Genomic DNA, 24,949 nt, shown 5'->3' on the forward strand with positions numbered 1-24,949 from the left:
GGAGAGCGATGAGCAGCCTCTTTGATGACAGCTTCCTGGCGAACCTCCAGGGCCCCCGGGCCCACGAGGAAGAACCCCCGCCGCCCGACGACGATCACGCACCGGAGCCCGTTCCGGACGATCTGTTCGGCGGGAAGTTCGACGTGCCGCCGGAGCGGGACGCGTACTACCGCGACGGCGCCCCGCGCCCGGCGGTGGACCCCGCCGCGCTCCTGGACGGGCTGAACGAGAACCAGCGCGCCGCGGTCGTGCACCACGGCACCCCGCTGCTCATCGTGGCCGGCGCCGGCTCCGGCAAGACCCGCGTGCTCACCCACCGCATCGCCCACCTGCTCGGCGAGCGGCACGTGCATCCGGGCCAGATCCTCGCGATCACCTTCACCAACAAAGCCGCGGGCGAGATGAAGGAGCGCGTCGAGCACCTCGTCGGACCGCGCGCGAACGCGATGTGGGTGATGACCTTCCACAGCGCGTGCGTGCGCATCCTGCGGCGCGAGAGCAAGAAGCTCGGCTTCACCTCGTCCTTCTCGATCTACGACGCCGCCGACTCCAAGCGCCTGATGGCCCTGGTCTGCCGCGACCTGGACCTCGACCCCAAGCGCTTCCCGCCGAAGTCCTTCAGCGCGAAGATCAGCAACCTGAAGAACGAGCTGATCGACGAGGAGGACTTCGCCGCCCAGGCCACCGACGGCTTCGAGAAGACCCTCGCCCAGGCCTACGCCATGTACCAGTCACGACTGCGCGAGGCGAACGCCCTCGACTTCGACGACCTGATCATGACGACGGTCAACCTGCTGCGCGCGTTCCCGGACGTCGCCGAGCACTACCGCCGCCGCTTCCGGCACGTCCTCGTCGACGAGTACCAGGACACCAACCACGCCCAGTACGCCCTGGTCCGGGAACTCGTCGGCACCTCCGATCACCCGGTGGACGTCCCGCCCAGCGAGGACGACCTCCAGCCCGCCGAACTGTGCGTGGTGGGTGACGCCGACCAGTCGATCTACGCCTTCCGCGGCGCGACCATCCGCAACATCCTCCAGTTCGAGGAGGACTACCCGGACGCGACGACGATCCTCCTGGAGCAGAACTACCGCTCCACCCAGACGATCCTCACCGTCGCCAACGCCGTCATCGAGCGCAACGAGTCCCGCCGCCCCAAGAACCTGTGGACCAACGCGGGCGCGGGCGCCCGCATCACCGGCTATGTCGCCGACACCGAGCACGACGAGGCGCAGTTCGTCGCCGACGAGATAGACCGACTCACGGACGCGGGCGACGCGAAGGCGGGAGACGTCGCCGTCTTCTACCGCACGAACGCCCAGTCCCGTGTCTTCGAAGAGATCTTCATCCGTGTCGGCCTGCCCTACAAGGTCGTCGGCGGCGTCCGCTTCTACGAGCGCAAGGAGGTCCGGGACGTCCTGGCCTACCTGCGGGTGCTGTCCAACCCGGAGGACTCGGTACCGCTGCGCCGGATCCTGAACGTGCCCAAGCGCGGCATCGGCGACCGCGCCGAGGCGATGATCGACGCCCTGTCCCAGCGCGAGAAGATCAGCTTTCCGCAGGCGCTCAAGCGCGTCGACGAGGCGTACGGCATGGCCGCGCGTTCCACGAACGCCGTGAAGCGGTTCAACACGCTGATGGAGGACCTCCGTACCATCGCCGAGTCCGGCGCGAGCCCGGCGACCGTCCTGGAGGCGGTGCTCGAACGGACCGGCTACCTCGCCGAGTTGCAGGCTTCCACCGACCCGCAGGACGAGACCCGGATCGAGAACCTCCAGGAACTCGCTGCCGTGGCCCTGGAGTTCGAGCAGGAGACGGGGGAGGGCGAGGCGTCCGGCTCGCTCTCCGACTTCCTGGAGCGCGTGGCCCTGGTCGCCGACTCCGACCAGATCCCCGACGAGGACGAGGACGGCTCCGGGGTCATCACCCTGATGACCCTGCACACCGCCAAGGGCCTCGAGTTCCCGGTCGTCTTCCTGACCGGCATGGAGGACGGCGTCTTCCCGCACATGCGCGCCCTCGGCCAGGCCAAGGAGCTGGAGGAGGAGCGGCGCCTGGCGTACGTCGGCATCACGCGCGCGCGGGAACGGCTGTATCTGACGCGGTCCTCGATGCGCAGTGCGTGGGGGCAGCCGTCGTACAACCCGCCGTCGCGGTTCCTGGAGGAGATTCCGGCACAGCACGTGGACTGGAAGCGGACGGGGGCGATGGCGCCCGTGTCCTCCGGTCCGGCGTCCGGGGTGGCGGCCTCGCTGTCCTCGTCCCGCTCCCGCTCGTCGGCCTCGGGTGCGTCCGGCTTCGCCACGCGCCGGACCTCGGATAAGCCGACCGTGTCGCTGGCGGTCGGGGACCGGGTGACCCACGACCAGTTCGGGCTCGGCACGGTCGTGGGAGTGAAGGGCACGGGCGGCAACGCCGAGGCGACGATCGACTTCGGGGATGAGAAGCCGAAGCGGTTGCTGTTGCGCTACGCGCCGGTGGAGAAGCTCTGACGATGCCGTGAGCCCCTGCTCGGCAGGGGCTCACCGAGGTCAGGCGGGGTGGTCAGGTGGGGTCGATCCCGTGGCTGCGCAGCCACGGCAGCGGGTCGATGGCCGAGCCACCCGCGGGCCGTACCTCGAAGTGCAGGTGCGGGCCGGTCGAGTTGCCGGAGTTGCCGGAGTACGCGATCGGGTCGCCGGCCTTGACGGTCGTACCGGAGGCGACGCGGTAGCTGGAGAGGTGGCAGTACCACGTCTCCGTGCCGTCCTTCTCGGTCACGATCATCATGTTGCCGTACGCGCTGTTCCACTGCGTCCGCACGGTGCCGTCGGTCGCGGCCATCACGGTCGTGCCGTAGGAGACCGGGAAGTCGATGCCGGTGTGCACGGACATCCAGTTGATGCCGGACTGGCCGAAGTAGGCGCTGAGCCCGTGCTCGGCGACCGGCAGCGCGTACTTGGGCCGCAGCCGCTCCTTGCGCGCGGCCTCCGCGGCCGCCTTCTTCTTCTCCGCGAGCTGCTGGGCCTTGAGGTCGATACGTTCCTGCGTACGGCTGGCCCGGTCGGCGAAGTCGTCGGCGCCGGCGGAAAGGCTCTTCAGCTGGGTGTCCAGCTTGTTGTTCGCGGCGGACGGCTTGACGGCCGTCGCGTCCGACGCGGTCGTCGAGGTGTCGCTGCTGTCGTCGGCCAGGGCGCTGACGGACGCGGCGGCGATTCCCGCGACGCCCATCACACAGGCCGAGGGCACGGCCACCGTCAGCAGCGCGGAGCGCTTGGGGGGCGGGCGGCGGCGGGAGCGGGAGGCGCCGCGGGCGGCGGCACGCGAGGAGGGGGCGGGTGACCCGGCCGGTGCGGCCGCGGCTGCCGGGGTGACTTCTTCCTGGTCGTCGAGGAGAAGCGCGTCGGCTGCGGCGGGCATGGTGCCGGTGGCGGTCGACTCGGCGTCGTGCGAGGCGGTTTCGTCGTAGAGCTTGTCGTACGACTCGTTGTAGCTCTCGCTGTGCGTCTCGTTGTGCGTGACCTGCTCGAAGGTGGCCGTCGCGTGCTGCTCGTACTCTTCGTGGCCGGTCGCGGAGGCGCCGCCGTCGGAGTTCCACTGCGTTGCGTCGTACGCGCCCGTGTCGCAGGCCTGCGAGCCCCATTCCCAGTGCTGGGTCTGGTCGGCCGGGGTGCCGGAATGGTCGGGCTGGAGCCAGGCGCTCGCGTCCCACTGACCGCTGGCGTCGGGGCTGGTGGCCTGCGGCGGAATCGAGGAGAGCTGCTGGTGGCCGGTGTTCCAGGCGGTGGTGTCGTACCCGCCGGTGTCGTAGGCGGCGTGGTGCTGGGCCGCGTACGCGTCGTAGTTCAGGGTCTGGTGACCGCCCGTCGACCAGGCCGAGGAGTCGTACGAGCCGGTGGAGTCGCCGGGCATGCAGCCGAAGAGGGGGTCGGCCTCGAAGGACGCGGTGGCGTGGGCGCCGGTGTCGAAAGCGGTGCCCGACGCCGGGTCGAAACCGGTGGCGTCATAGGTGCCGTACGTGGTGAAGTCGCCGTACTGGGCTTCCTGAGTGCCGTACGACGCGTAGGGCGCCGAGGCGGCTTCGGAAGCAAGAGCCGGGGTGGTCATGGTCCCCGACGGGTGACGGTCGTTCACCAACTTCTCTTTCGCCTCGACAACAGGGGCTGCCAGAGCAGTGCGGTGACTGTACCCGGCGGTATGCGGGCACGACAATCTTCGTCTGGTTTCGGGCACGCAGGAAACGGGCATTCGGCCGTGTTTCGGGGGACGGCGGGCGTGGGTTTGGCCCTGTGTTCGAAGAGTGTTCGACGGGGACCGGCTCCGGTCGGGCTGTCCGCGGCTTGTCGGGAGGCTGTCCGCGGGCTGTGTCCGCCGCCTTACGCCACGGTCAGGCCCCCGGTGTGCGCCTGTGTCTCGGTCGCTGTGCGTGCCGTGTCGAGCACATCCCGTATTCCGTTCGCGACGGCGGGGTGCACGGGCAGGGCGAGATGCCCGACGCCGCTCACCCGGACGTTCTGCACGGTCAGGTCGGGGTGGTCGATGCAGGCGGTCTCCAGCGGGTCCATCAGGTGGTCGAGGTCGCTCCAGAAGCTGACGAAGTGCGTACGGCAGCCGGGTGCGGGCCGGGTCAGCTCCTCGAGCAGCTGCGAGCCGGGGCGCATCTGGCGCACGATCGGGTGCGCGTTCGCCAGTGGCACCACGCGGGTGCCGGAGTGCGGCGTGCCGAGTGTCACCAGCGTCCGGACGCGGAGGTCGCCACCGAGCCGCTGCACGTAGTACCGCCCGATCAGCCCGCCGAGGCTGTGCCCGACGATGTCGACCTGCTCGCTGCCCGTGCGCTCGCAGATCTCCTCTATGTGCCGGCCGAGCAGCTCCGCCGCGGTGCGGATGTCGCAGGTCAGCGGTGAGTAGTTGAGCGACTCGATCTGCTGCCTGCCGTGCTGGGCGAGACTGCGGCGCAGCAGGACGAAGACCGAGCGGTTGTCTATGAAGCCGTGCAGCAGGACGACCGGGGGCTTGGCCTCCCTGGGCAGTTGGGGCGTGCCGGCGTCGTCCGGTGACGGAAGCGGGGACATGGCGGCCCGGCGCTCCTGGGCGATGCCGGAGGGATAGAGGAGCAGGTGGCCCGCGAGGATCGCGATCTCCAGGGCGGTCGCCTTCAGGAGTGCCAGGGAGAGGCCCGCCAGCTTGCCCGGGAGCATGTCCGGGAGGAGCCGCTGGCAGAGCGGAAGAAAGGGCAGCACTGCCTTGGTGACCTTCATGGCCGACCTCCTGTCGGCACGCAGGGGGACGGCTCTGTCCCCCGTGTGCCCTCATGGGGAGGCGCGGGGGAGGTCCTCGACGGAGCGCGAGTGGGGCACGTGGGGTGAGGATGGTGCGCGGCGCCTGTTTCCGGAGTTGCCGAGGGGGCTGCTGCCGGTGGTGGTGCTGATGTTGCGCCGATGACCTGACGAGATTCCCTGTCGGTGTGGCGACGAGGCTCCCCGCTGTCGTGCCTTACCTGCCCTGCGTGCCCTTCGTGCCCTCGCCGAAACGCCTCACCGCCGCGGCGCGCGGCCTGCGGCGCGACGGTGAGGCGACCTCGTCGCGGCTCCCGAACGTGTCCCACCATGTGATTTCCCCCTCGGTATCCACCGCGAAACCGCCGGTTGCGGGATCCTGGCGATAACGTTCGTTCACTTTCCCGGCCGGTGCGGTACTTATCGGTACGGATGGATGTAGTCGCTTCATGGAGGCAGTGATGGGTGTGGCAGCCGGTCCGATCCGCGTGGTGGTGGCCAAGCCGGGGCTCGACGGCCACGATCGTGGGGCCAAGGTCATCGCGCGGGCGTTGCGCGACGCCGGAATGGAAGTGATCTACACGGGGCTCCACCAGACCCCGGAGCAGATCGTCGACACCGCGATCCAGGAGGACGCCGACGCGATCGGCCTCTCGATCCTGTCCGGGGCGCACAACACGCTCTTCGCGGCCGTGATCGCGCTCCTCAAGGAGCGGGAGGCGGAGGACATTCAGGTCTTCGGCGGCGGGATCATCCCCGAGGCGGACATCGCTCCGCTGAAGGAGAAGGGCGTCGCGGAGATCTTCACGCCGGGGGCGACGACGCAGTCGATCGTGGACTGGGTCCGGGCGAACGTGCGGCAGCCGGCAGGGGCGTAGGCCTCCGGCGGCTGAGCCGTGTTTCCGCCGCGGGTGGTCCAGGGTGACCTTCTCTGGGGGCTTCGCCCCCAGACCCCCGTCGGCCTCACGTCGCCCGTCCCCTAGGCCGCCCCCAGCTCCTCGGCCATCGCGGCCCGCAACCGCAAGGTGGTCATCAGTCGCTGGAAGGCTTCCGCCCAGTACCCACCGGCCCCTGGACTGGCGTCCTCCGGTTCGTCCGGCACCGCCAGCAGCCCGTCGAGACGGCTCGCCTCGGAGGGGTCGAGGCAGCGTTCCGCCAGCCCCATCACTCCACTGAAACTCCATGGGTAACTCCCCGCATCCCGTGCGATGTTCAGCGCGTCCACCACGGCCCGGCCCAGCGGCACGGCCCACGGCACGGCGCACACCCCGAGCAGCTGGAACGCCTCGGTCAGACCGTGGGTCGAGATGAATCCGGCCACCCACTCGGCCCGCTCCGCCGAGCCCAACGTGCCGAGCAGCTTGGCGCGTTCGGCCAGTGACACCGCGCCGGGGCCGCCGGCCTCGGGTGCCGCGGGCGCCCCGAGCAGGGCCCGTGCCCACTCGGCGTCCCGCTGCCGCACCGCCGCCCGGCACCACGCCGCGTGCAGCTCGGCCTGCCAGTCGTCCGCGACCGGCAGCGCCACGATCTCCCGGGGGGTACGGCCGCCCAGTCGCGCCGACCACGTGGTGAGCGGCGTCGCTTCCACCAACTGGCCGAACCACCACGACCGTTCACCCCGACCCGCCGGAGCCTTGGCCACGACGCCGTCGCGCTCCATGCTCGGGTCGCACTCGTGCGGCGCCTCGACCACGAGGGTCGGTGCGTCGCCCGTGTGATCGACGGCCACGCAGGCCCCGGCCCGCACCGCCATCCGGGCCGCGAGCGCGGAACCCGGCAGCGCCGACAGCAACTCGGCCGCCGTGGCCCGTACATTGCGGCTCCGGTCGGACAGCGCCTGCTCCAGGAACGGCTCGTCCTCCGCGGCCAGGCCCGTGCGCAGCGAGTCGAGGAACATCAGCCGGTCCTCGGCCCGCTCCGTCGCCCAGGTCGTCGCGAGCAGCTCGCGTGCCGCGGCGGGCTCGCGGGCGCGTATCGCGGAGAGGAGGGCGACCCGCTCGGCGAACAGTCCCTCCTGCCAGAGCTGGTGGATCTTGTCGGTGTCCTCGGAGGCCGGCAGTGCCATGCCTCCGCCCGGTGTCGCGCGCAGAGCGAACCGCCAGTCCGGGTTCAGCCGGGCCAGCCACATGGCACGCGGTCCCGCGAAGGCCAGCGCCGCCGGGCGCAGGTCCGTACGTCCCCGGGCCGCGTCCAGGAGGGCGGGTAGCAACTCGGGGGGTGCGGCGAAACCGCGGGTGTCCGCCGCCGCCAGCCACTGCGGCAGCAGCTCCATCAGGTCCGGTGCGGTACCTCTGCGGCCACCGCCGCCGGTACCGGAGCGGTCGGCCAGGAGCATCGCCAGCCTGCGGGCCGCCGGGGCGGGCAGGGGCGGACGCGGGTCCCGGGCCGCCGGTTCAGGACGCTGCGCCGCCCGGCCGGGCCGCAGGCCGGCCCGGCGTCGCACGGTCTCCGCGGCCGCCGCGTCCAGCAGCGTCACCGGCGCCTCGCGGCCCGGCGCCGAGCCCGGCGGTGTGCGCCGCTCCGTGCCGAGCAGCGCCGCCGTGACGAGTTCCTCCCAGGCGCCCGGCGCGGGCGAGTCCGCAGGAGCGGAGGTCCTGTTCATTCGGTTCCTTTCCGTGCGGTGCCTGGAAGTGGTTGAAGCCTCACTTGATGCGGGTGTCCCACGGGGCGGACCGCATGCCTGGATCGGGTGAGAACGGGTGGATTGTCGGAGGCGGGTGCGTGGTGTGCGTCTGCCGGGAGCGGTGATGCGAAGGTCGTTGCGCCGAGTGTGCAACCGGTGACGGTGGGTGTCGTGCGGCGGTCGTGGTCCCGTCGGTCGTGGGCCCGCCGGTCGTGGTTCCTTCGGGTCAGCACAGGGACACCGCCTCGCCCGGCCTTTCCGGCCAGGCCGTCAGCGGGGTGAAGCCACGGTGGCCGCACTCGCCGAAGACCTTGACGGGTGCCCCGCCCGAGAGGGCGACGAGGCGCCACAGGCCCGGACGGGAGCGCGCCGCGGGGGTGAGCGGCAGCGCCTCGTCCCCGTCGGCGTCCGCCAGCTGCCAGGATTCGCCGTCCGGGGCCGGGACGACCCGGTCCAGCGTCACCGGGACCGAGTCCAGCCAGGGATCGTCCCTGAGGGCCTCGCCGTAACGGTCGGCCGCCTGGGCCGGTGTCACTCCCGGCGGCCGGGTCGCCGCGGGAGCGGGCGGGGTGAACTGCTCGCCCAGGGCCGCTCGCAGCTGCCCGGCGCCCGGGTAGGCGGAGACCTCCGCATCCAGGGCCAGACCCACCGGCAGCGCGAGCTCGGGCGCGCGGCCGGCGGCACCATAAGAGAGGAGCAGCGCCGTACGGGCCGACTCGGCGCCGTACAGCCATATCCGGCGGGTCGTCAGACGGGCATCCGCCGTGTCGTACTGCGCGAGGACCAGCCAGCGGTCCCGCACCGGCGGGCCGTCCGCCGAGGCGGGCAGGCCGATGCGTGAACGGACCGTCGCCGCCAGGCCGTCCGGCAGCCGCTCCCGGCGCAGCCAGCCCTGGTCGAGGAGGTGGAGGAGAGCGCACTCCTCCAGCAGCCGCACCGGCCAGCCGGGACCGGACGACGGGATCGCCCCCAACTCCCGCACCCGCGCGGCCAGTCCGGAGGCCTGGGCGTCCACCATCCGGGCCGCCATCTCCTCCCACAGCCCGTACCCCGCCTGCTCCGCGCCCGCGAGGCCGTCGCGCAGCAGGTCAGCCAGCCGCTGCTCCAACTCCGTGGCGCCCGCGGTGATCCGCTCGGCCCGGCGCTCCGCCCTGCGCCGCGCCGCCTCCGGATCAGCGGAACCCGACGAGGAACCGGCCGCACCCGCCGCCCGCTTCTCCGTCGCGCGCTGCCTTCTCCCCTCTATCCACTCCCCGGCCCAGTCCGGCGGCTGCGAGGGCGGCACCACGCCGTCCTCGCCCGCCCAGAGCAGCAGCAGCCCGAGCGCGTGCTTGCACGGGAACTTGCGGCTCGGACAACTGCACTTGTACGCCGGGCCGGACGCGTCCGCGATGTCGACGACCGTCTGATACGGCTTGCTGCCACTGCCCTTGCACAGCCCCCACACCATCCCCTCGCCGGAACTCCCCGCCCCGGACCACGGCCCGGCCGCACCGAGTTTGCTTCCCGCTTTGCGTGATGAGGCGTCAGGCGCCAGTGCCAGCACCTGATCCGCGCTCCAGCGCACCCCCTGCTGAGTCATGACATCGAAGGTAGATCCCCCCACTGACAATCGGTCCGGCGAGCGCCTTCGCCAGCACGTTTGCGCAGGTCAGATCGCGTTGTCAGTGCCGTGGTGCACGGTGGGTACCAGATCCGAACCGGCCGAGCTGGAGGGGGCCTCAGCCATGTCTGTGTCCGTGGAACCGATGTCTGTCGAAGTATCTGGCGAGGCACCTGCCGTCGCGTTGCGGCCGCACGCCGAGGACGCCTTCGCCCATGAACTCGCCGCGCTCGCCGCACAGGACGACCGGCCGCGCCCGACCCGCTGGAAGCTGTCGCCGTGGGCCGTCGCCACGTATCTGCTCGGTGGCACCCTGCCCGACGGCACGGTGATCACACCGAAGTACGTCGGCCCGCGCCGGCTCGTCGAGGTCGCCGTCACCACCCTCGCCACCGACCGTGCCCTGCTCCTGCTCGGCGTGCCCGGAACCGCCAAGACCTGGGTGTCCGAGCACCTGGCGGCGGCGGTCAGCGGCGACTCGACGCTGCTGGTCCAGGGCACGGCCGGCACACCGGAGGAGGCGATCAGGTACGGCTGGAACTACGCGCAGTTGCTCGCGCACGGCCCCAGCCGCGACGCCCTCGTGCCCAGCCCGGTCATGCGGGCCATGGCGGAGGGGATGACGGCCCGGGTCGAGGAACTGACCCGCATCCCGGCCGACGTGCAGGACACGCTCATCACCATCCTGTCGGAGAAGACCCTGCCGATACCGGAACTGGGCCAGGAGGTGCAGGCGGTCCGCGGCTTCAACCTGATCGCGACCGCCAACGACCGCGACCGCGGGGTCAACGACCTGTCCAGCGCCCTGCGCCGCCGCTTCAACACGGTCGTGCTGCCACTGCCGGAGAGCGTCGAGGCCGAGGTCGACATCGTCTCGCGCCGCGTCGACCAGCTCGGCCGCTCCCTCGACCTGCCCGCCGCACCCGACGGCACGGACGAGATCCGCCGCGTCGTGACCGTCTTCCGCGAACTGCGCGACGGCGTCACGGCCGACGGCCGTACGAAGCTGAAGTCGCCGAGCGGCACCCTCTCGACGGCCGAGGCGATCTCCGTCGTCACCAACGGCCTCGCGCTGGCCGCCCACTTCGGCGACGGCGTGCTGCGGGCCGGTGACGTCGCCGCGGGCATCCTCGGCGCCGTCGTCCGCGATCCCGCGGCCGACCGGGTCATCTGGCAGGAGTACCTGGAGGCGGTCGTCCGCGAGCGCGACGGCTGGAAGGACTTCTACCGGGCCTGCCGGGAGGTGAGCGCGTGAGCGGCATGGGGCGAGGACACCGGGGCGACGACGATTCGGGGTGGACCCGGAGGCGAGGGGGACGGTGTGACAGGCACTGAGGGGGACGGGCGCAGGGGGCCCGGGGCGGGGCCGTTGCTGCTCGGGGTGCGGCATCACGGGCCCGGGTCCGCGCGGGCCGTGCGGGCGGCGCTGGCCGCGGCCCGGCCGCGGGTCGTGCTGATCGAGGGGCCGCCCGAGGCCGACGCGCTGATCCCGCTCGCCGCGGACGAGGACATGCGGCCGCCGGTCGCGCTCCTCGCCCACGCCGTGGACGAGCCCGGCCGCTCGGCGTTCTGGCCGCTGGCCGAGTTCTCCCCGGAGTGGGTCGCGATCCGCTGGGCCCTGGAGCACGACGTCCCGGCCCGCTTCATCGACCTGCCGGCCACGCACACCTTGGCGTGGGGGCGGGACGAGCCGGGAGAGGGGGCGCAGGAGCCCGTCGGCGGGGGTGACGGTGAGCCCTCGGCACGGGCGTCCGGCGGGCCCTCGGGAGGGAAAGAGGACGAGCCCTCGGAGGGGACGGCGGGCGAGTTGCCGGCCGGGGGAGACGGTAAGCCCCCGGAGGGGGACGCGGTCGAGCTTCCGGTCGGGGGAGGCGGCGAGTTGCCGGGCAGGGGAGGCGGTAGGCCCTCGGAGGGGGACGCGGACGAGCTTCCGGCCGGGAGAGACGGCGAGCTCTCGGCCGGGGGAGGCGGCGAGCTTCCGCCTGAAGGGGACGGTGACTCCGGCAGTGACGCGGCCGGTCAGGCTGCCGACGGCGTCGACGTTCGGGTGGATCCGCTCGCGGTGCTTGCCGAGGCTGCCGGTTATGACGATCCGGAGCGCTGGTGGGAGGACGTCGTCGAGCACCGCGGGGTGGGCGAGGGAGACGCGTTCGCACCCTTCGTCGCGCTCGAAGAGGCCATGGGGGCGCTGCGGGAGACCTACGGGAGCGGGGGCCACGACCGGGATCTCGTGCGGGAGGCGTACATGCGGCTCCAGGTACGGGCGGCGCAGCGGGAGTTCGGGGACGGTGTGGCCGTGGTGTGCGGGGCCTGGCACGTGCCGGCGCTGCGGCAGAAGAGCGCCGTCGCCGCCGATCGGGCGCTGCTGAAGGGGCTGCCCAAGGTCAAGGCGGACATGACGTGGGTGCCGTGGACGTACCGCAGGTTGTCGCGCCACAGCGGGTACGGCGCGGGCATCGACTCGCCGGGCTGGTACGGGCATCTGTTCGGCGCGCCGGACCGGCCGGTCGAGCGGTGGCTGACGAAGGTGGCGGGCCTGCTGCGGGCCGAGGACCGGCTCGTGTCCTCGGCGCACGTCATCGAGGCGGTGCGGCTGGCGGAAACGCTCGCCGCGATGCGTGGGCGCCCGCTGCCCGGCCTGAGCGAGACGACCGACGCCGTGCGGGCGGTGATGTGCGAGGGCTCGGACGTGCCATTGGCGTTGGTGCACGACCGGCTGGTCGTGGGGGACCTGCTGGGGGAGGTGCCGCGGGCGGCGCCCGCGGTGCCGTTGCAGCGGGACCTCGACCGGATCCAGCGCAGACTGCGGCTCAAGCCGGAGGCGCTGGAGCGGGAGTTGGAGCTCGACCTCCGCAAGGACAACGACGCGGAGCGCAGCAGGCTGCTGCACCGGCTGCGGCTGCTGGGCATCGGGTGGGGCGAGCCGATGGCCTCACGCGGGAGCACGGGCACGTTCCGGGAGACGTGGCGGCTGCGGTGGGAGCCGGAGCTGTCGGTGCGGGTCACGGAGGCGGGGGTGTGGGGTACGACCGTGCTCGGCGCCGCGACCGCCAAGGCCGAGACCGACGCCGTCTCCGCGCAGGGCCTCGCCGACGTCACCGCCCTGGCCGAGCGCTGCCTGCTGGCCGAACTGCCGGACGCGCTGCCCGTGGTGATGCGCGTCCTCGCCGACCGTGCGGCGCTCGACGCCGACGTCGGCCACCTCGCCCAGGCCCTGCCGGCCCTGGTCCGCTCCCTCCGCTACGGCGACGTACGCGGCACGGACACCGGCGCGCTGACGGAGGTCGCCGCGGGCCTCGCCGAACGGATCTTCGTCGGCCTGCCCCCGGCCTGCGCCGCACTCGACGCCGACGCGGCGGAGGACATGCGACGCCATGTCGACGCGGTGCACGGGGCGGTGGGGTTGCTGGGGGATGCGGTGGTGTCCGCGCAGGGCGCCGCCCGGGCTGACGGTGGAGCTGACGACTCCGGCTCCGCCTCAGCGGTCGCCCCCGCCCACGGCGATCTGCGCGAGCGCTGGTGCCGCGTGCTTCGGGTGTTGTCCGGGCGGGACACCGTGCCGGGCGTCGTACGGGGGCGGGCCGTGCGGTTGCTGCTGGACGAGGGGAAGTTGGCGCAGGACGAGGCGGCTCGGCTCATGGGGCTCGTGCTGTCGCCGGGGACGCCGCCGGGGGACGCGGCCGCGTGGATCGAGGGCTTCGTCGGCGGGGGCTCCGGGGGCGGAATGCTGCTCGTGCACGACGAGCGGCTGCTCGGGCTGGTCGACGCGTGGCTGACGGGCGTGCCGGCGGAGGCGTTCACGGACGTGCTGCCCCTGCTGCGGCGGACCTTCTCGGCGTATGAACCGGGAGTGCGTCGGACCCTGGGCGAGCTGGTCCGGCGCGGGCCGGGGCAGCGAGGGAGCGGGGCCGCTGCCGGGGTCGGCATACCCGGCTTCGCGGCCGACCTCGACAGCGAGCGCGCGGACGCGGTGCTGCCGGTGGTGCGGCTGCTGCTGGGGCTGGACGGCGACGCGGCGAGCGCCGACGACAACGACCTGGTGAGGGTGGCGTGATGGCGACCATGACGACCGACCGGCTGAGCGAGCCGACGACGATGACGATGACGATGGCGAGGGCGAGGGCGAGGGACAGTGCCGAAGCGGTGGAGGCCGTCAGGGACGGCCACGGGTGCCGGGGGGAGAGCCGTCCGGCGACGACCGTGCCGGTGATGCCGCTCTGGGAACGGCTTCGTACGGGAGCGCGCGGATGACGAACGGGTCGGTGGAACGGGTCTGCGAGCACAGGGGAGTGGCGGAATGACGACCGAGCTGACGGAGCTGACGGAGCTGACCGACTCGGCGCAGGAGCGGCTGCGGCGCTGGCGGCTCGTCCTCGGGGGCGACGCGGCCGACGGCACCGGATGCGCGCTGTCCGGGCAGGACGCCGCGATGGACGGGGCGCTGGCCGCGCTCTACGGCAAGGCGGACAAGGGGCCCGCGGGGCGGGATCGTTCGGCCGGGCTCGGGGCGTCGGCGCCGGCCGTGGCCCGCTGGCTCGGGGACATCCGGACGTACTTCCCCTCCTCCGTCGTACAGATCATGCAGCGCGACGCCATCGACCGGCTCGGCCTGTCCACGCTGCTGCTGGAACCGGAGATGCTGGAGGCGGTGGAGGCCGACGTGCACCTCGTCGGCACGCTGCTCTCCCTCAACAAGGCGATGCCGGAGACCACGAAGGAGACGGCACGGGCGGTCGTGCGCAAGGTCGTCGAGGACCTGGAGAAGCGGCTGGCCAGCCGTACCCGGGCCACGCTCACCGGCGCCCTCGACCGCAGTGCGCGGATCAACCGGCCCCGCCACCACGACATCGACTGGAACCGCACGATCGCGGCCAACCTCAAGCACTACCTGCCGGAGTACGGGACGATCGTGCCCGAGCGGCTCATCGGGTACGGGCGGGCGTCCCAGTCCGTGAAGAAGGAAGTCATCCTCTGCATCGACCAGTCGGGGTCGATGGCGGCATCCGTCGTCTACGCGTCCGTGTTCGGGGCGGTGCTGGCGTCCATGCGGTCGATCAGCACGCGGCTCGTCGTCTTCGACACGGCGGTCGTCGACCTCACCGACCAGCTCGACGACCCGGTCGACGTCCTCTTCGGCACCCAGCTCGGCGGCGGCACCGACATCAACCGGGCGCTGGCGTACTGCCAGTCGCAGATCACGCGGCCCGCCGAGACGGTGGTCGTGCTGATCAGCGACCTCTACGAAGGGGGCATACGGAACGAGATGCTCAAGCGGGTCGCGGCGATGAAGGCGTCGGGGGTGCAGTTCGTGACGCTGCTGGCGCTGTCGGACGAGGGGGCGCCCGCGTACGACCGGGAACACGCTGCCGCGCTCGCCGGGCTGGGGGCGCCGGCCTTCGCCTGTACACCGGATCTGTTCCCGGAGGTGATGGCGGCGGCGATCGAGAAGCGGCCGTTGCCGATACCGGAGAGTGCGTGAGGGGGCGGGGAGCGTGGTGGCTCGCTGGTGATTTGTCGACCCGTTGACCTGCAATGTCGAGTTACTTGGACAGGCAAACCGGACATGACTGTCCATCGGTAACAGGGGGCTTGCGCAACCTCGGGAGTCCCGTGCGAGTATCGACGCGCCCGTCGGCGGTGCGTCGCGCTCCGCTTGTTCCGCACGGGAGGACCTTCCCCCTCTTGACCTTGCCGGCCGTTCTTCCTGGTGCCGCCCTGCGCATGATGCGTACGGCGGCCGGGCGGCGTGCGCTGCAAGTGGTCCTCCTGGTGGGCGGGTTGTTCGCGCTCGGGCTCCTCTGCGGGGAGCAGGCGCATGCGGCGGACGGTGTGCTGTCGACGACATCGACGAGTTCCGTGACGCGGTCCGTGACCTCGACGGCTTCTCCGGCTTCGGCGGCCTCAACCGCCTCCGTGGCTCCGACGGCTTCCGCGGCTTCGACGACCTCCGCGCCCTCGGACGACGTCGTGTCGTCGGATTCGGCGCAGGGCGTCCGGTCGTTGGCGAAGAGTCAGGTCGTCCGGAGCGTGGACGTTCGCGTCGCACAGCCGGTCGGTCGGCTCGTGGGCACCGTGGTCACAGGGCTGGCCGAGGCGGAGGCGGAGGCGAAGCTGCCGTCGCCGCCCGAGTCCTCCGAGCTGCCGAGTCCCCCGGATCTCTCGGACCTGCCCGGCCTCTCCGAGCTGCCCGGCCCGCCCGGTCTGCCCGCGCTTCCGGGGCAGACCTTGCCGGCGCCGGTCACGTCCGCGCCGGAGTCGGGCTCGCCGGGCACGCCGTCGGCGACGAGCGGACAGGGCACGGAGGGGCGTTCCGCGGCGGCGGTGCCCCTGACGTACGGACCGCGGTTCGACGTCGGCGCCGCCATGAGCGGCGGTGCGGGAGTGGCACACACCTCGGCGCATCGGGCCGGTCAGCTCGGAGAGACCGGGCAGGCCCCCGTGCATCACGCGCCGCCCCCCGGCGATCCGGGCGGCGCCCTGAGCGACAAGTCGGCGGTCGACAACGGCACGCCGCGGCACGGCGACGCCCACGCCGTCACCGACAACAGCCGGGCACCGCTGCGGCTCGTGGCCGGCGTCGCCGCCCGCGCCGTGGCGGACGGTACTCGGGACAGGTACCGGGACATTCCCGTATTCCCCGGCTAGAGCAGGCCGTCCGGACACCCCTCCGATGTCCTGACGGAAGCCCCGGAAGTCCCCGGAAGCCTCATCCGGCGCCGGAATGTCCCCAAAGCCGCCTGCCCTAAGTCCCGAGGCTCCGAGAGCTCTCCGAACGAGCTCTCGCGCCCGCCTCGGCACGCCCGAGGATCTAAGGATCTGACGTACGCATGAACAAGAACATCCGCCGTTCCATCGTCATAGCCGCCGGCGTCACCGGCGCGTGGGCGCTCGGTTCCACCGTCGCCAGCGCGGACGAACTGCCCGCGTCCGCCCTCTCCGCGCCGGACGCCACCGCGGACGCCACCACGGACGCCACGACCGAGGCGACGACCGGCCTCACCGACACCCTCGGCACCGTCACCGGCACGCTCGACGGCGTCGTCTCCGGCGTGCAGAACACCGTCTCCGGTGTCACGGCCGAAGCCAATAACACCGCGGACACCGCGGACACCGCGGACACCGCGGACACCGCGGACCAGGCCCGCCGCTACGTCGACGCGAAGGTCACCGCCCCGAAGGCGTCCAAGATCAAGGGTGCCGCGGCCATCCAGGGCGCGAAGGCCGCTCGCGCGGCCCAGGCCACCGCCGCCACCACCGCCGCCGCCACCATCCGGGCCACAGTCTCCGACGCAGGCGCTCCCAACACTCCCGGCGCCCCCAGCGCCCCCCAACCCGAGATCGACTACCTCTTCGGCGCCCTCACCGCGTTCGCACCCGAGCTGGAGCAGGCCCTGGCCGCGGCCCAGACGCGGCTGCAGGGCGTGCAGTCCGCGGCGCGCTCCCAGGCGCAGGGCGTCGACGGCGTCGTCCGGACGAAGGCGCAGCACACGGTCGCCGGTGCCGGCCGCACCGCGGCAGGCGTGACCCACGCCGCGCACGCCACGGTCACCGGCGCCGAGAGCCGGGTCACCGGCGCGGCCGCCACCGCCCACGGCGAGGCCACCACCGTCACGACCGCCGCCGACGCCACCGTCTCCTCCGTCCCGAGCCACATCACAGGCACGGTCGGCGGCGTCGAGCAGCACGTCGTCGGCACGGTCGCGAGCGTCCCCGGCACGGTCACCGCGGTTGTCGGGCAGACGGCGACCGCGGTCGTCCCGCCCGTGGCGACCGCCGCCGTCGACGGGGTCCAGCCGGTCGCCGGGAACGCGGTGGCGGGTGTCGGGCCGACGGCCGAGCACGCCGTCGCCGGGGTCGCCCCCGTCGCCGGTCACGCGCTCGATGGCGTGCACCCGGTCGTCACCGGCACGGTCAACGGCGTGACGCCGCTCGTGGGCGGCGCCGTGGCCGGGGTCGAGCAGACCGCCGGGCACACCGTCGACGCCGCGACCGCGCTGGCGTACGGCGTCGTGGCCGATGTCCAGCCCGTCGCGGGCGGTGTCGTGTGGGGCGCGCAGCCGGTCGCCGAGGGTGTGGTCCAGGGCGTGCGGCCGGTCGCCGGCGGGGTCGTCGCGGACGTACCCCAGTACGCCGCGGCCACGGCCGCCGACGCCCGGTCGGTCGTGAACGGGGTCGCCAGCGACGTCCCGCCCTACGCCACCGGCCTCGTCGGCCAGGTCGCCGGCGACACCTCGGACGCCGTGCTGCCCCCCGTCGCGAACACCGGCGTGCACGGCGTGGCGCCCGTCGCCGGGCAGGCTGTCGTGGACGCGACCACGGTGGCGTACGGCGTCACTGAGGAGGTCCAGCCCTTCGCGTACGGCGTCGCCGGTGCCGTACCGCCCCTCGCGCAGGGCGTGGGCGGGCACGTGAGCGACCTCGGGTACGGCGTGGCCGGTCAGGTGCCGCAGTTCGCGCAGGGCGTCACCGGTGCCGTCCAGCCGGTCCTCGACACCGTCGTGGAGACCGTCCGGCCGGTCGCGCAGGGCGTCGGCGGCAGCGCAACCACGCTGGCGTACGGCGTCACCCAGGACGTCCACCCCTTCGTGTACGGCGTCGCCGGCGAGGTCGCCCCGTTCGCGTACGACGTCGCCGGTCAGGCCGGGTCCTTCGCGGAGGACCTGACCGGGACCGTCCGGGCCACCGCCGGCCCGCTCGCCGGCCACGCCGTCACCGGCGTCGGAGGCGTCGCCGAGTCGGTCACCCCGGGTTACGCGCGGGACGTACAGAACCCGCAGGCCGTACAGAACACGCAGGCTGCACAGAACCTGCACTACGGCAGCACGTACACCACGTACACCGTCTGACCCTGCCGTGACCGGCGCCCGCGGCGGCCCTCGATGGAGCCGCCGTACGGCGCCCACCACCCGACTCCGTGAGGTCGCAGGACCCGGACGGCCGAAAGCCGTCGGTCCGTCCGGCCGAATCCTCTCGGACGGGGCGGGGCGATCCCCATTGGGGTGGGGATCACCCGCCCTGCGCCCCTCAGGGGCTGCTCAAGGGGCCTCACCGGGCCAACCCCAACCCGGTGAGGCCCTTCCCCGGCCCTTCCCCGGCCCTTCCCCAACCCCCGCTCAGTGCCTCACATGCGGCACGCCGTGCCAGTGAGCGCGGCATCATGTGACAGGTATCACCGCTCAGGTGTGACCCGCGATTTAGAGGCCCCCGGCAAGCAGCGATAACCTGCGAGACGGACATGCCGCGCGCTCGGACACCGTGTGCGCCTCCCTTGTGACTGACAGACGGCGGACGTCACGTTGCCCTCGCGGCACGCCCACGCAGACAGCTGACCGTAGAGCGGCGAGAACACTGATAGGGACGGAAGCGCGTGGACCTGTTCGAGTACCAGGCGAGGGACCTCTTCGCCAAGCACGATGTACCGGTGCTGGCCGGTGAAGTCATCGACACGCCTGAGGCGGCCCGCGCAGCCACTGAGCGTCTTGGTGGCAAGTCCGTCGTCAAGGCCCAGGTGAAGGTCGGCGGCCGTGGCAAGGCCGGTGGCGTGAAGCTGGCCGCCAGCCCGGACGAGGCCGTCGCCCGTGCGACGGACATCCTCGGCATGGACATCAAGGGCCACACGGTCCACAAGGTGATGATCGCCGAGACGGCCCCGGAGATCCTGGAGGAGTACTACGTCTCCTTCCTCCTGGACCGCACCAACCGCACCTTCCTCTCCATCGCGTCCGTCGAGGGCGGCATGGAGATCGAGGAGGTGGCGGCCGAGCGCCCCGAGGCCGTGGCCAAGACGCCGATCGACGCCAACGAGGGCGTGACCCCCGAGAAGGCCCGCGAGATCGTCGAGGCGGCGAGGTTCCCGGCCGAGGTCGCCGACAAGATCGTCAACGTCCTTGTCACGCTGTGGAAGACGTTCATCGAGGAGGACGCGCTCCTCGTCGAGGTCAACCCGCTGGCGAAGGTCGCCTCCGGTGACGTCATCGCCCTCGACGGCAAGGTCTCCCTGGACGAGAACGCGGACTTCCGCCACCCCGACCACGAGGAGCTCGTCGACCACGCCGCGGCCAACCCCCTCGAGGCCGCGGCCAAGGAGAAGAACCTCAACTACGTCAAGCTCGACGGCGAGGTCGGCATCATCGGCAACGGCGCGGGTCTCGTGATGAGCACCCTCGACGTCGTCGCGTACGCCGGTGAGGCCCACGGCGGCGTCAAGCCCGCCAACTTCCTCGACATCGGCGGCGGCGCCTCCGCCGCGGTCATGGCGAACGGCCTGGAGATCATCCTCGGCGACCCGGACGTCAAGTCCGTGTTCGTCAACGTCTTCGGCGGCATCACCGCCTGCGACGAGGTCGCCAACGGCATCGTGCAGGCGCTGCAGCTGCTCAAGGACAAGGGCGAGGAAGTCACCAAGCCCCTCGTCGTCCGCCTCGACGGCAACAACGCCGAGCTGGGTCGCAAGATCCTCTCCGACGCCAACCACCCGCTGGTCCAGCGCGTGGACACCATGGACGGCGCGGCCGACAAGGCCGCCGAGCTCGCGGCTGCGAAGTAAGGAAGAGGGACAGACACAGCCATGGCTATCTTCCTCGACAAAGACAGCAAGATCATCGTCCAGGGCATGACCGGTGCCACGGGCATGAAGCACACCAAGCTCATGCTGGCGGACGGCTCCAACATCGTCGGCGGTGTGAACCCGCGCAAGGCGGGCACGTCCGTCGACATCGACGGCACCGAGATCCCGGTCTTCGGCACGGTCGCCGAGGCGATCGAGAAGACGGGCGCCAACGTGTCCGTCCTCTTCGTGCCGCCGGCCTTCTCCAAGGCCGCCGTCGTCGAGGCGATCGACGCCGAGATCCCCCTCGCGGTCGTCATCACCGAGGGCATCGCGGTCCACGACTCGGCCGCGTTCTACGCGTACGCCGTGTCGAAGGGCAACAAGACGCGGATCATCGGCCCGAACTGCCCCGGTCTCATCACCCCGGGCCAGTCCAACGCCGGCATCATCCCGGGCGACATCACGAAGCCGGGCCGCATCGGCCTGGTCTCGAAGTCCGGCACGCTGACGTACCAGATGATGTACGAGCTGCGTGACATCGGCTTCTCGTCCGCCGTCGGCATCGGTGGCGACCCGGTCATCGGTACGACCCACATCGACGCGCTCGCCGCGTTCGAGGCCGACCCCGACACCGACCTGATCGTCATGATCGGCGAGATCGGCGGCGACGCCGAGGAGCGTGCGGCGGACTACATCGCGAAGAACGTGACGAAGCCGGTCGTCGGTTACGTCGCCGGCTTCACCGCGCCCGAGGGCAAGACCATGGGCCACGCCGGCGCCATCGTCTCCGGCTCCTCCGGCACGGCCGCCGCCAAGAAGGAGGCCCTCGAGGCCGCCGGCGTCAAGGTCGGCAAGACGCCGACCGAGACGGCGAAGCTTGCCCGCGAGATCCTCGCCGCCGGCTGAACCGACGCGTGACAGAGAAGGGCCCGCGTCCTCGATCGAGGACGCGGGCCCTTCCTCATGCACAGGCATGCTCAGCCTCCTTGCGGCACCAGCCGCTGCGGCCCGCTCACCGTCTCCTCCCGCAGCTTCGACCGCAGTTCCCGTTCTGCCTCCGACAGCGGCCCCGGCGCCACCCGTGGCGGCACTCCCTGCACCGTCTCGCCCGACGGCACCGGCGGCTCGTACTGCCTGGGCGCCGTCCGCAGCGTCAGCGCCGTCGTCCCGATCAGGGCGACCGTGAAGGCGATGGCGGCCCGCGTCCAGAAGCGGGCCCTGCGCTCGCTGCTCGTCCGCACCACCGGCGGCCTGGCGGCCCGCAGCCGCTCCGCGGCGGCCAGTTCGGCCAGCCGCCGGGTGAGCTCCGCGGGGTCGGACAGCTCCGGCAGCCGCGCGGCGACCGCCTCCCGCGCGCGCAGCAGCCGGTTCGCGGCCGCCGGTGTGCTCGCCTCCGTCTCCGCCGCCGTCTCCGGCAGGTCGAGGCCGACACCGTCGTAGAGCAGGAGCGTGCGGCGGTGCGGCGGCGGGAGGTGCAGCAGTACGTCCATCAGTGCGCGGTCGGACGCGTCCGCGGGCGGCGCCTCGGGGTGCCGGTGGCGGGGGCGGAAGCGGTGCCAGGGGGAGAGGGCGTACTCGTACGCGGTCGCCCGCACCCAGCCCGCCGGATCCCGGTCGACCGCCACCTCGGGCCAGCACTGCCAGGCGAGTTGAAAGGCCCGCTCGACCGACTCGCGGGCGAGTTCACGCCGGCCGGTGAGCAGAAAGGCCTGCCGTACGAGGGCGGGGGCGCAGAACGCGTACAGGGCGTCGAAGGCCTGAGCGGGCGTCAGGGGAGGTGCGGGGACGTCCGGTTCGGGCGCGGGCGCGGGGCTCGGTGCAGGGGGCACCTCGGGTGCCGATGCCGGTGCCGGTTCCGGTGCCGGAGGGGTCTTCGTCCGTACGGGGCTGTCGGCGGCGTCCCTCGCCAGCTCGGCGAGCAGCCTCGCGTACGCCTCCCGTCTCCGGCCGAGCGGTGTCGTACGGCCGTTCTCCCACTTACGCACCGTCTCGCGGGTGACGCCCACCCGTGCCGCGACCTGAGCCTGCGTCAACGACCCGGCCTCCCGCAGGCGTCGGCGCTCCTTCGGCGGGGGGAGCGGGGTTGCAGGACTCTGCGTCACCGGGCGCCCCTTCGTGCGAAAAGGTACATAACCGTATATTGAGCGACACTTCGGAGGTTCGCCTGTTACGACGAGAAAGCGCGTGTCGTTGGGAGCATGACGGGCGTGATCCAGATGACCGAACGCCGATCGCCGTTGACCTCCCTGCCCACCCGGTTGCGTGACCGGTCGCCCGGACTGGCCGCCGGCCTCCTCGGCGGTGCGGTCGCGGCCGGGCTGGGGCTCGGCTCGTTCGCCGTGCTGGTGATGGTGCTGTGGATCAGCTCGCCGTACCCCGACAGCGGGCCCGACGGCGCGCTGCACGTCGCCGCGGCGCTGTGGCTGCTGGCCCACGGCGCCGAACTGGTCCGCACCGACACGCTCTCCGGCACCTCCGCACCCGTCGGCGTCAGCCCGCTGCTCCTCCTCGCGCTGCCGCTCTGGCTGGTGCACCGGGCGGCTCGGGACGCGACCGACGGGGGTGAGGAGGAGGACGACGGGCCGACGGGCGTCCCGCGGCGGATCTCCGTCCCGGCGCGGACGGCTGTCTCCGGGCGGACAGTCTGGGCGGGCGTCGTCCTCGGCTATCTCGCCGTCGGCGCCGCCGCCGCGCTCTACGCGACGGGCGGCGAGCTGCGGCCGTCGTGGCTGTGGACGGGCGTGAGCATGCCGCTGGTCGTGACGGTGGCCGCGGGCACGGGGGTGTGGACGGCGTACGGCCGCCCGCGCGCGGTGCTGGACGAGGTGCTGATCCTGCTGCCGACGGGCCTGCGACGGCTCGTCCTCGGCCCGGACGCGCGAGCCCGCCTCGGCACGGCCGCGCGGGCCGCGGGCGCGGGGACGGCGGTGCTCGTCGGGGGCGGGGCGGTGCTGCTGGCGGCGTCGCTGGTGTGGCACGGCGAGGCGGCCCGGGAGTCGTTCCTCCGGCTCACGGAGGGCTGGTCGGGCCGGTTCGCGGTCCTGCTGCTCTGCCTCACCCTGGTCCCGAACGCGGTGGTGTGGGCGGGGTCGTACGCCCTCGGCCCCGGCTTCACCCTCGGCGTCGGCCACGCCGTGACGCCGCTCGCGTCCGCCCCCACCCCGTTGCTCCCGCCGTTTCCGCTGCTGGCGGCGGTACCGGATACCGGCACCGGGACGCCGCTGCACTGGGCGGCGGGGGTGGTGCCGGTGGTGGTCGGCGTGACGGTGGGGTGGTTCGTGGGCCGGGCGGCTGAGGGGGGAGGAGGAAGCGCGGATGCCTGGTCACCGGGTCGGACCGCCGGGACCGCCGGGCTGGCGGCCGTACTGTGCGCGGCCCAGGTCGGCGTCCTCGCGGCGTTCGCGGGCGGGCCGCTCGGCGTCGGCACGCTGGCCCGGTTCGGGCCGGTGTGGTGGCAGACGGGGGCGGCGGCCCTGGTGTGGACCTCGGTGCTGGGAGTCCCTACGGCGTTGGGGCTGCGGGCGTGGCGGTGCCGGGGGCGCAAGGAGGGAGGGGTCCGGCAGGAAGGCGCGCAGGGCGAGGAACGGGAGGCGACGATCGGGAAGCCGAGGGCGGCGGTGCCGATGGCCGACGACAGCACCTTCGAGCCGTACGACTTCCTGCCCACCGAGGCCGCGCAGCCGCTGTGGCACGACGACGACGCGGCACGCGAGGCGCGCTGGGCGGCGCTGAAAGAGGCGTCGGCGGAGCCGGAACCACCGGAGTCACGACCGGCGAAGTCGCAACCGTCGCCGTCACAGCCATCGGCGTCACAGCCATCGGCGCCACAGCCATCCGCGTCCCCCGACGCACCCTGACGGGCCACCGTCACCGTCAGCTGTTGGCGCCCAGCACTCCCCGCAGCTCCTTCGGCAGAAGCTCCGCGCAGGCCTGCTTCGACTCGTTGGTGAGGGCGTCGTTCGTGCAGGTGTAGTAGTCGCTGTAGACCAGCTTCACGGTGAAGCCCGCGGCGACCAGGGCGATGGCCAGGGACGCCGTGACCAGGCCGCTCACCGCGGCGGTCCGCTGCGGGCGGCCGCCCTGCGCGTGCGCCGGGATGTTCGGGTCGGGGGCGGCGGGGGGCTTGGCGCGGAGGGCTGTGATGCCCCAGTACAGGGCCAGCGCACCGAGCATCAGCGCCACGTAGGGCCAGCTGAACAGGGCGAAGAAGAAGGCCCACATGCCGGACAGCAAGGCGTACCGCGCGCGCCGCTGGGCCGGGTCCGTCGGGTCCCAGCGCGGTCCCTGGCCCTGCCCGCCGCCGCCCGCCGGGCCCTCGGGACCGGCCCCGGGGCGCTCGCCGAAGCCACCGGGGGAACGGCCGGGCTGCTGGTCGCTCCACTGACCGCCCCACGGGGCCGGGGCGCCACCGTCGGCACCCTCACCCTGCGAACCGTCGCCGCCCTCTTTGCCCTCTTGGCCCGCCGGGTGGTGGCGCGGCTGCCACGGCCGGTCCGGGGTGCCCTCCGGCGGCGGTGCGAACGGGTTGTCGTCCGGAGCCGGAGCCGGAGCCGAGCCAGGGGCCGGGGCCGAGCCGCCCTGCCCCTCCCCGTTCTGCTTGCCCGCGTCGCCCGAGGGCGCGTCGGGCGGTGAGGCGGGGCGCTCCCGCAGAAGCACACCGCTACGCTCCCCTCCCTGCGATGACTGCGGGGGGAGCGTAAGGAGTCGCAGACTGCGGTCCGGCATCAAGTGAGCGTCTTCCCCTAGGTGATACGGCTGTCTGTCCTGAGCTGTCACAGAGAGAACGCACCGCACGACGACCGCGTTCCCGAGCCTGCTCGTCCCAGACGCTACCTTCCGGCCACGCCCCCGTCCCGTGGGGGCCGCCCGGTGTGCCGGTATCGTTGCTGACGGTCGGCCGCTTCGTAGACTTCCCC

Annotated in this window: 17 protein-coding genes; 11 read left to right on the forward strand and 6 right to left on the reverse strand. The window is 72.7% G+C overall.

Features of this window, described 5'->3' with window-relative positions; translation table 11 throughout:
- Positions 1-8: 8 nt before the first annotated feature.
- Positions 9-2,492, forward strand: coding sequence for a DNA helicase PcrA (gene pcrA, locus QFZ76_RS31325; RefSeq protein WP_307676834.1), 2,484 nt, complete (start codon positions 9-11; stop codon positions 2,490-2,492).
- 52 nt (positions 2,493-2,544) lie between these two features.
- Here pcrA and QFZ76_RS31330 read toward each other — a convergent pair whose 3' ends face one another.
- Positions 2,545-4,086, reverse strand: a complete 1,542-nt coding sequence (locus tag QFZ76_RS31330) for a M23 family metallopeptidase (protein ID WP_307680180.1) — start codon at positions 4,084-4,086, stop codon at positions 2,545-2,547.
- Between the two features lie 269 nt (positions 4,087-4,355).
- Positions 4,356-5,240, reverse strand: a complete 885-nt coding sequence (locus tag QFZ76_RS31335; protein WP_307676835.1) for an alpha/beta fold hydrolase — start codon at positions 5,238-5,240, stop codon at positions 4,356-4,358.
- A gap of 479 nt (positions 5,241-5,719) precedes the next feature.
- On the opposite strand from QFZ76_RS31335, the gene QFZ76_RS31340 reads away from it, so the two are divergent.
- On the forward strand, positions 5,720-6,136 hold the full coding sequence (locus tag QFZ76_RS31340; protein WP_307676836.1) for a cobalamin B12-binding domain-containing protein: 417 nt from the start codon (positions 5,720-5,722) through the stop codon (positions 6,134-6,136).
- Between the two features lie 101 nt (positions 6,137-6,237).
- On the opposite strand, the gene QFZ76_RS31345 is transcribed toward QFZ76_RS31340, so the two are convergent.
- A complete protein-coding gene (locus QFZ76_RS31345; protein WP_307676837.1) occupies positions 6,238-7,860 on the reverse strand; it encodes a DUF5691 domain-containing protein in 1,623 nt (540 codons plus the stop codon).
- Positions 7,861-8,107: 247 nt separating this feature from the next.
- Positions 8,108-9,463 carry an SWIM zinc finger family protein gene (locus QFZ76_RS31350; protein WP_307676838.1) on the reverse strand — a complete coding sequence of 452 codons (1,356 nt, stop codon included), beginning with the start codon at positions 9,461-9,463 and terminating at the stop codon, positions 8,108-8,110.
- 145 nt (positions 9,464-9,608) lie between these two features.
- Here QFZ76_RS31350 and QFZ76_RS31355 point away from each other — a divergent pair, with 145 nt between their 5' ends.
- The 8 genes from QFZ76_RS31355 to sucD all read left to right on the forward strand — a co-directional run bounded on the left by QFZ76_RS31355 (position 9,609) and on the right by sucD (position 20,939).
- Entirely contained in the window at positions 9,609-10,739 is a 1,131-nt protein-coding gene (locus QFZ76_RS31355; RefSeq protein WP_307676839.1) for an AAA family ATPase, read from the forward strand.
- A 66-nt stretch (positions 10,740-10,805) separates the two neighbouring features.
- Positions 10,806-13,538, forward strand: coding sequence for a DUF5682 family protein (locus QFZ76_RS31360; RefSeq protein ID WP_307676840.1), 2,733 nt, complete (start codon positions 10,806-10,808; stop codon positions 13,536-13,538).
- Positions 13,538-13,735 (forward strand): hypothetical protein, encoded by a 198-nt coding sequence (locus QFZ76_RS31365; protein ID WP_307676841.1) that lies wholly within the window; start codon positions 13,538-13,540, stop codon positions 13,733-13,735. Before QFZ76_RS31360 ends, QFZ76_RS31365 begins: the two co-directional genes overlap by 1 nt.
- A 46-nt stretch (positions 13,736-13,781) precedes the next feature.
- Entirely contained in the window at positions 13,782-14,963 is a 1,182-nt protein-coding gene (locus QFZ76_RS31370) for a VWA domain-containing protein (RefSeq protein WP_307676842.1), read from the forward strand.
- 203 nt (positions 14,964-15,166) lie between these two features.
- Positions 15,167-16,129, forward strand: coding sequence for a hypothetical protein (locus QFZ76_RS31375; protein WP_307676843.1), 963 nt, complete (start codon positions 15,167-15,169; stop codon positions 16,127-16,129).
- Positions 16,130-16,311: 182 nt separating this feature from the next.
- Complete coding sequence (locus tag QFZ76_RS31380) at positions 16,312-18,330, forward strand: hypothetical protein (protein ID WP_307676844.1); 2,019 nt, start codon at positions 16,312-16,314, stop codon at positions 18,328-18,330.
- A 521-nt stretch (positions 18,331-18,851) separates the two neighbouring features.
- On the forward strand, positions 18,852-20,030 hold the full coding sequence (gene sucC, locus QFZ76_RS31385; protein ID WP_307676845.1) for an ADP-forming succinate--CoA ligase subunit beta: 1,179 nt from the start codon (positions 18,852-18,854) through the stop codon (positions 20,028-20,030).
- 21 nt (positions 20,031-20,051) lie between these two features.
- The gene (sucD, locus tag QFZ76_RS31390; RefSeq protein ID WP_307676846.1) at positions 20,052-20,939 is read left to right on the forward strand and encodes a succinate--CoA ligase subunit alpha; all 888 of its coding nucleotides are present in this window, start codon (positions 20,052-20,054) and stop codon (positions 20,937-20,939) included.
- Between the two features lie 71 nt (positions 20,940-21,010).
- On the opposite strand, the gene QFZ76_RS31395 is transcribed toward sucD, so the two are convergent.
- On the reverse strand, positions 21,011-22,135 hold the full coding sequence (locus tag QFZ76_RS31395; RefSeq protein ID WP_307676847.1) for a helix-turn-helix domain-containing protein: 1,125 nt from the start codon (positions 22,133-22,135) through the stop codon (positions 21,011-21,013).
- 96 nt (positions 22,136-22,231) lie between these two features.
- On the opposite strand from QFZ76_RS31395, the gene QFZ76_RS31400 reads away from it, so the two are divergent.
- Entirely contained in the window at positions 22,232-23,890 is a 1,659-nt protein-coding gene (locus QFZ76_RS31400; RefSeq protein WP_307676848.1) for a DUF6350 family protein, read from the forward strand.
- Between the two features lie 16 nt (positions 23,891-23,906).
- On the opposite strand, the gene QFZ76_RS31405 is transcribed toward QFZ76_RS31400, so the two are convergent.
- Positions 23,907-24,758 carry a hypothetical protein gene (locus QFZ76_RS31405; protein ID WP_307676849.1) on the reverse strand — a complete coding sequence of 284 codons (852 nt, stop codon included), beginning with the start codon at positions 24,756-24,758 and terminating at the stop codon, positions 23,907-23,909.
- Positions 24,759-24,949: the final 191 nt, after the last annotated feature.

The sequence above is a fragment of the Streptomyces sp. V4I2 genome, from assembly GCF_030817655.1.
Taxonomy (GTDB): domain Bacteria; phylum Actinomycetota; class Actinomycetes; order Streptomycetales; family Streptomycetaceae; genus Streptomyces; species Streptomyces plumbiresistens.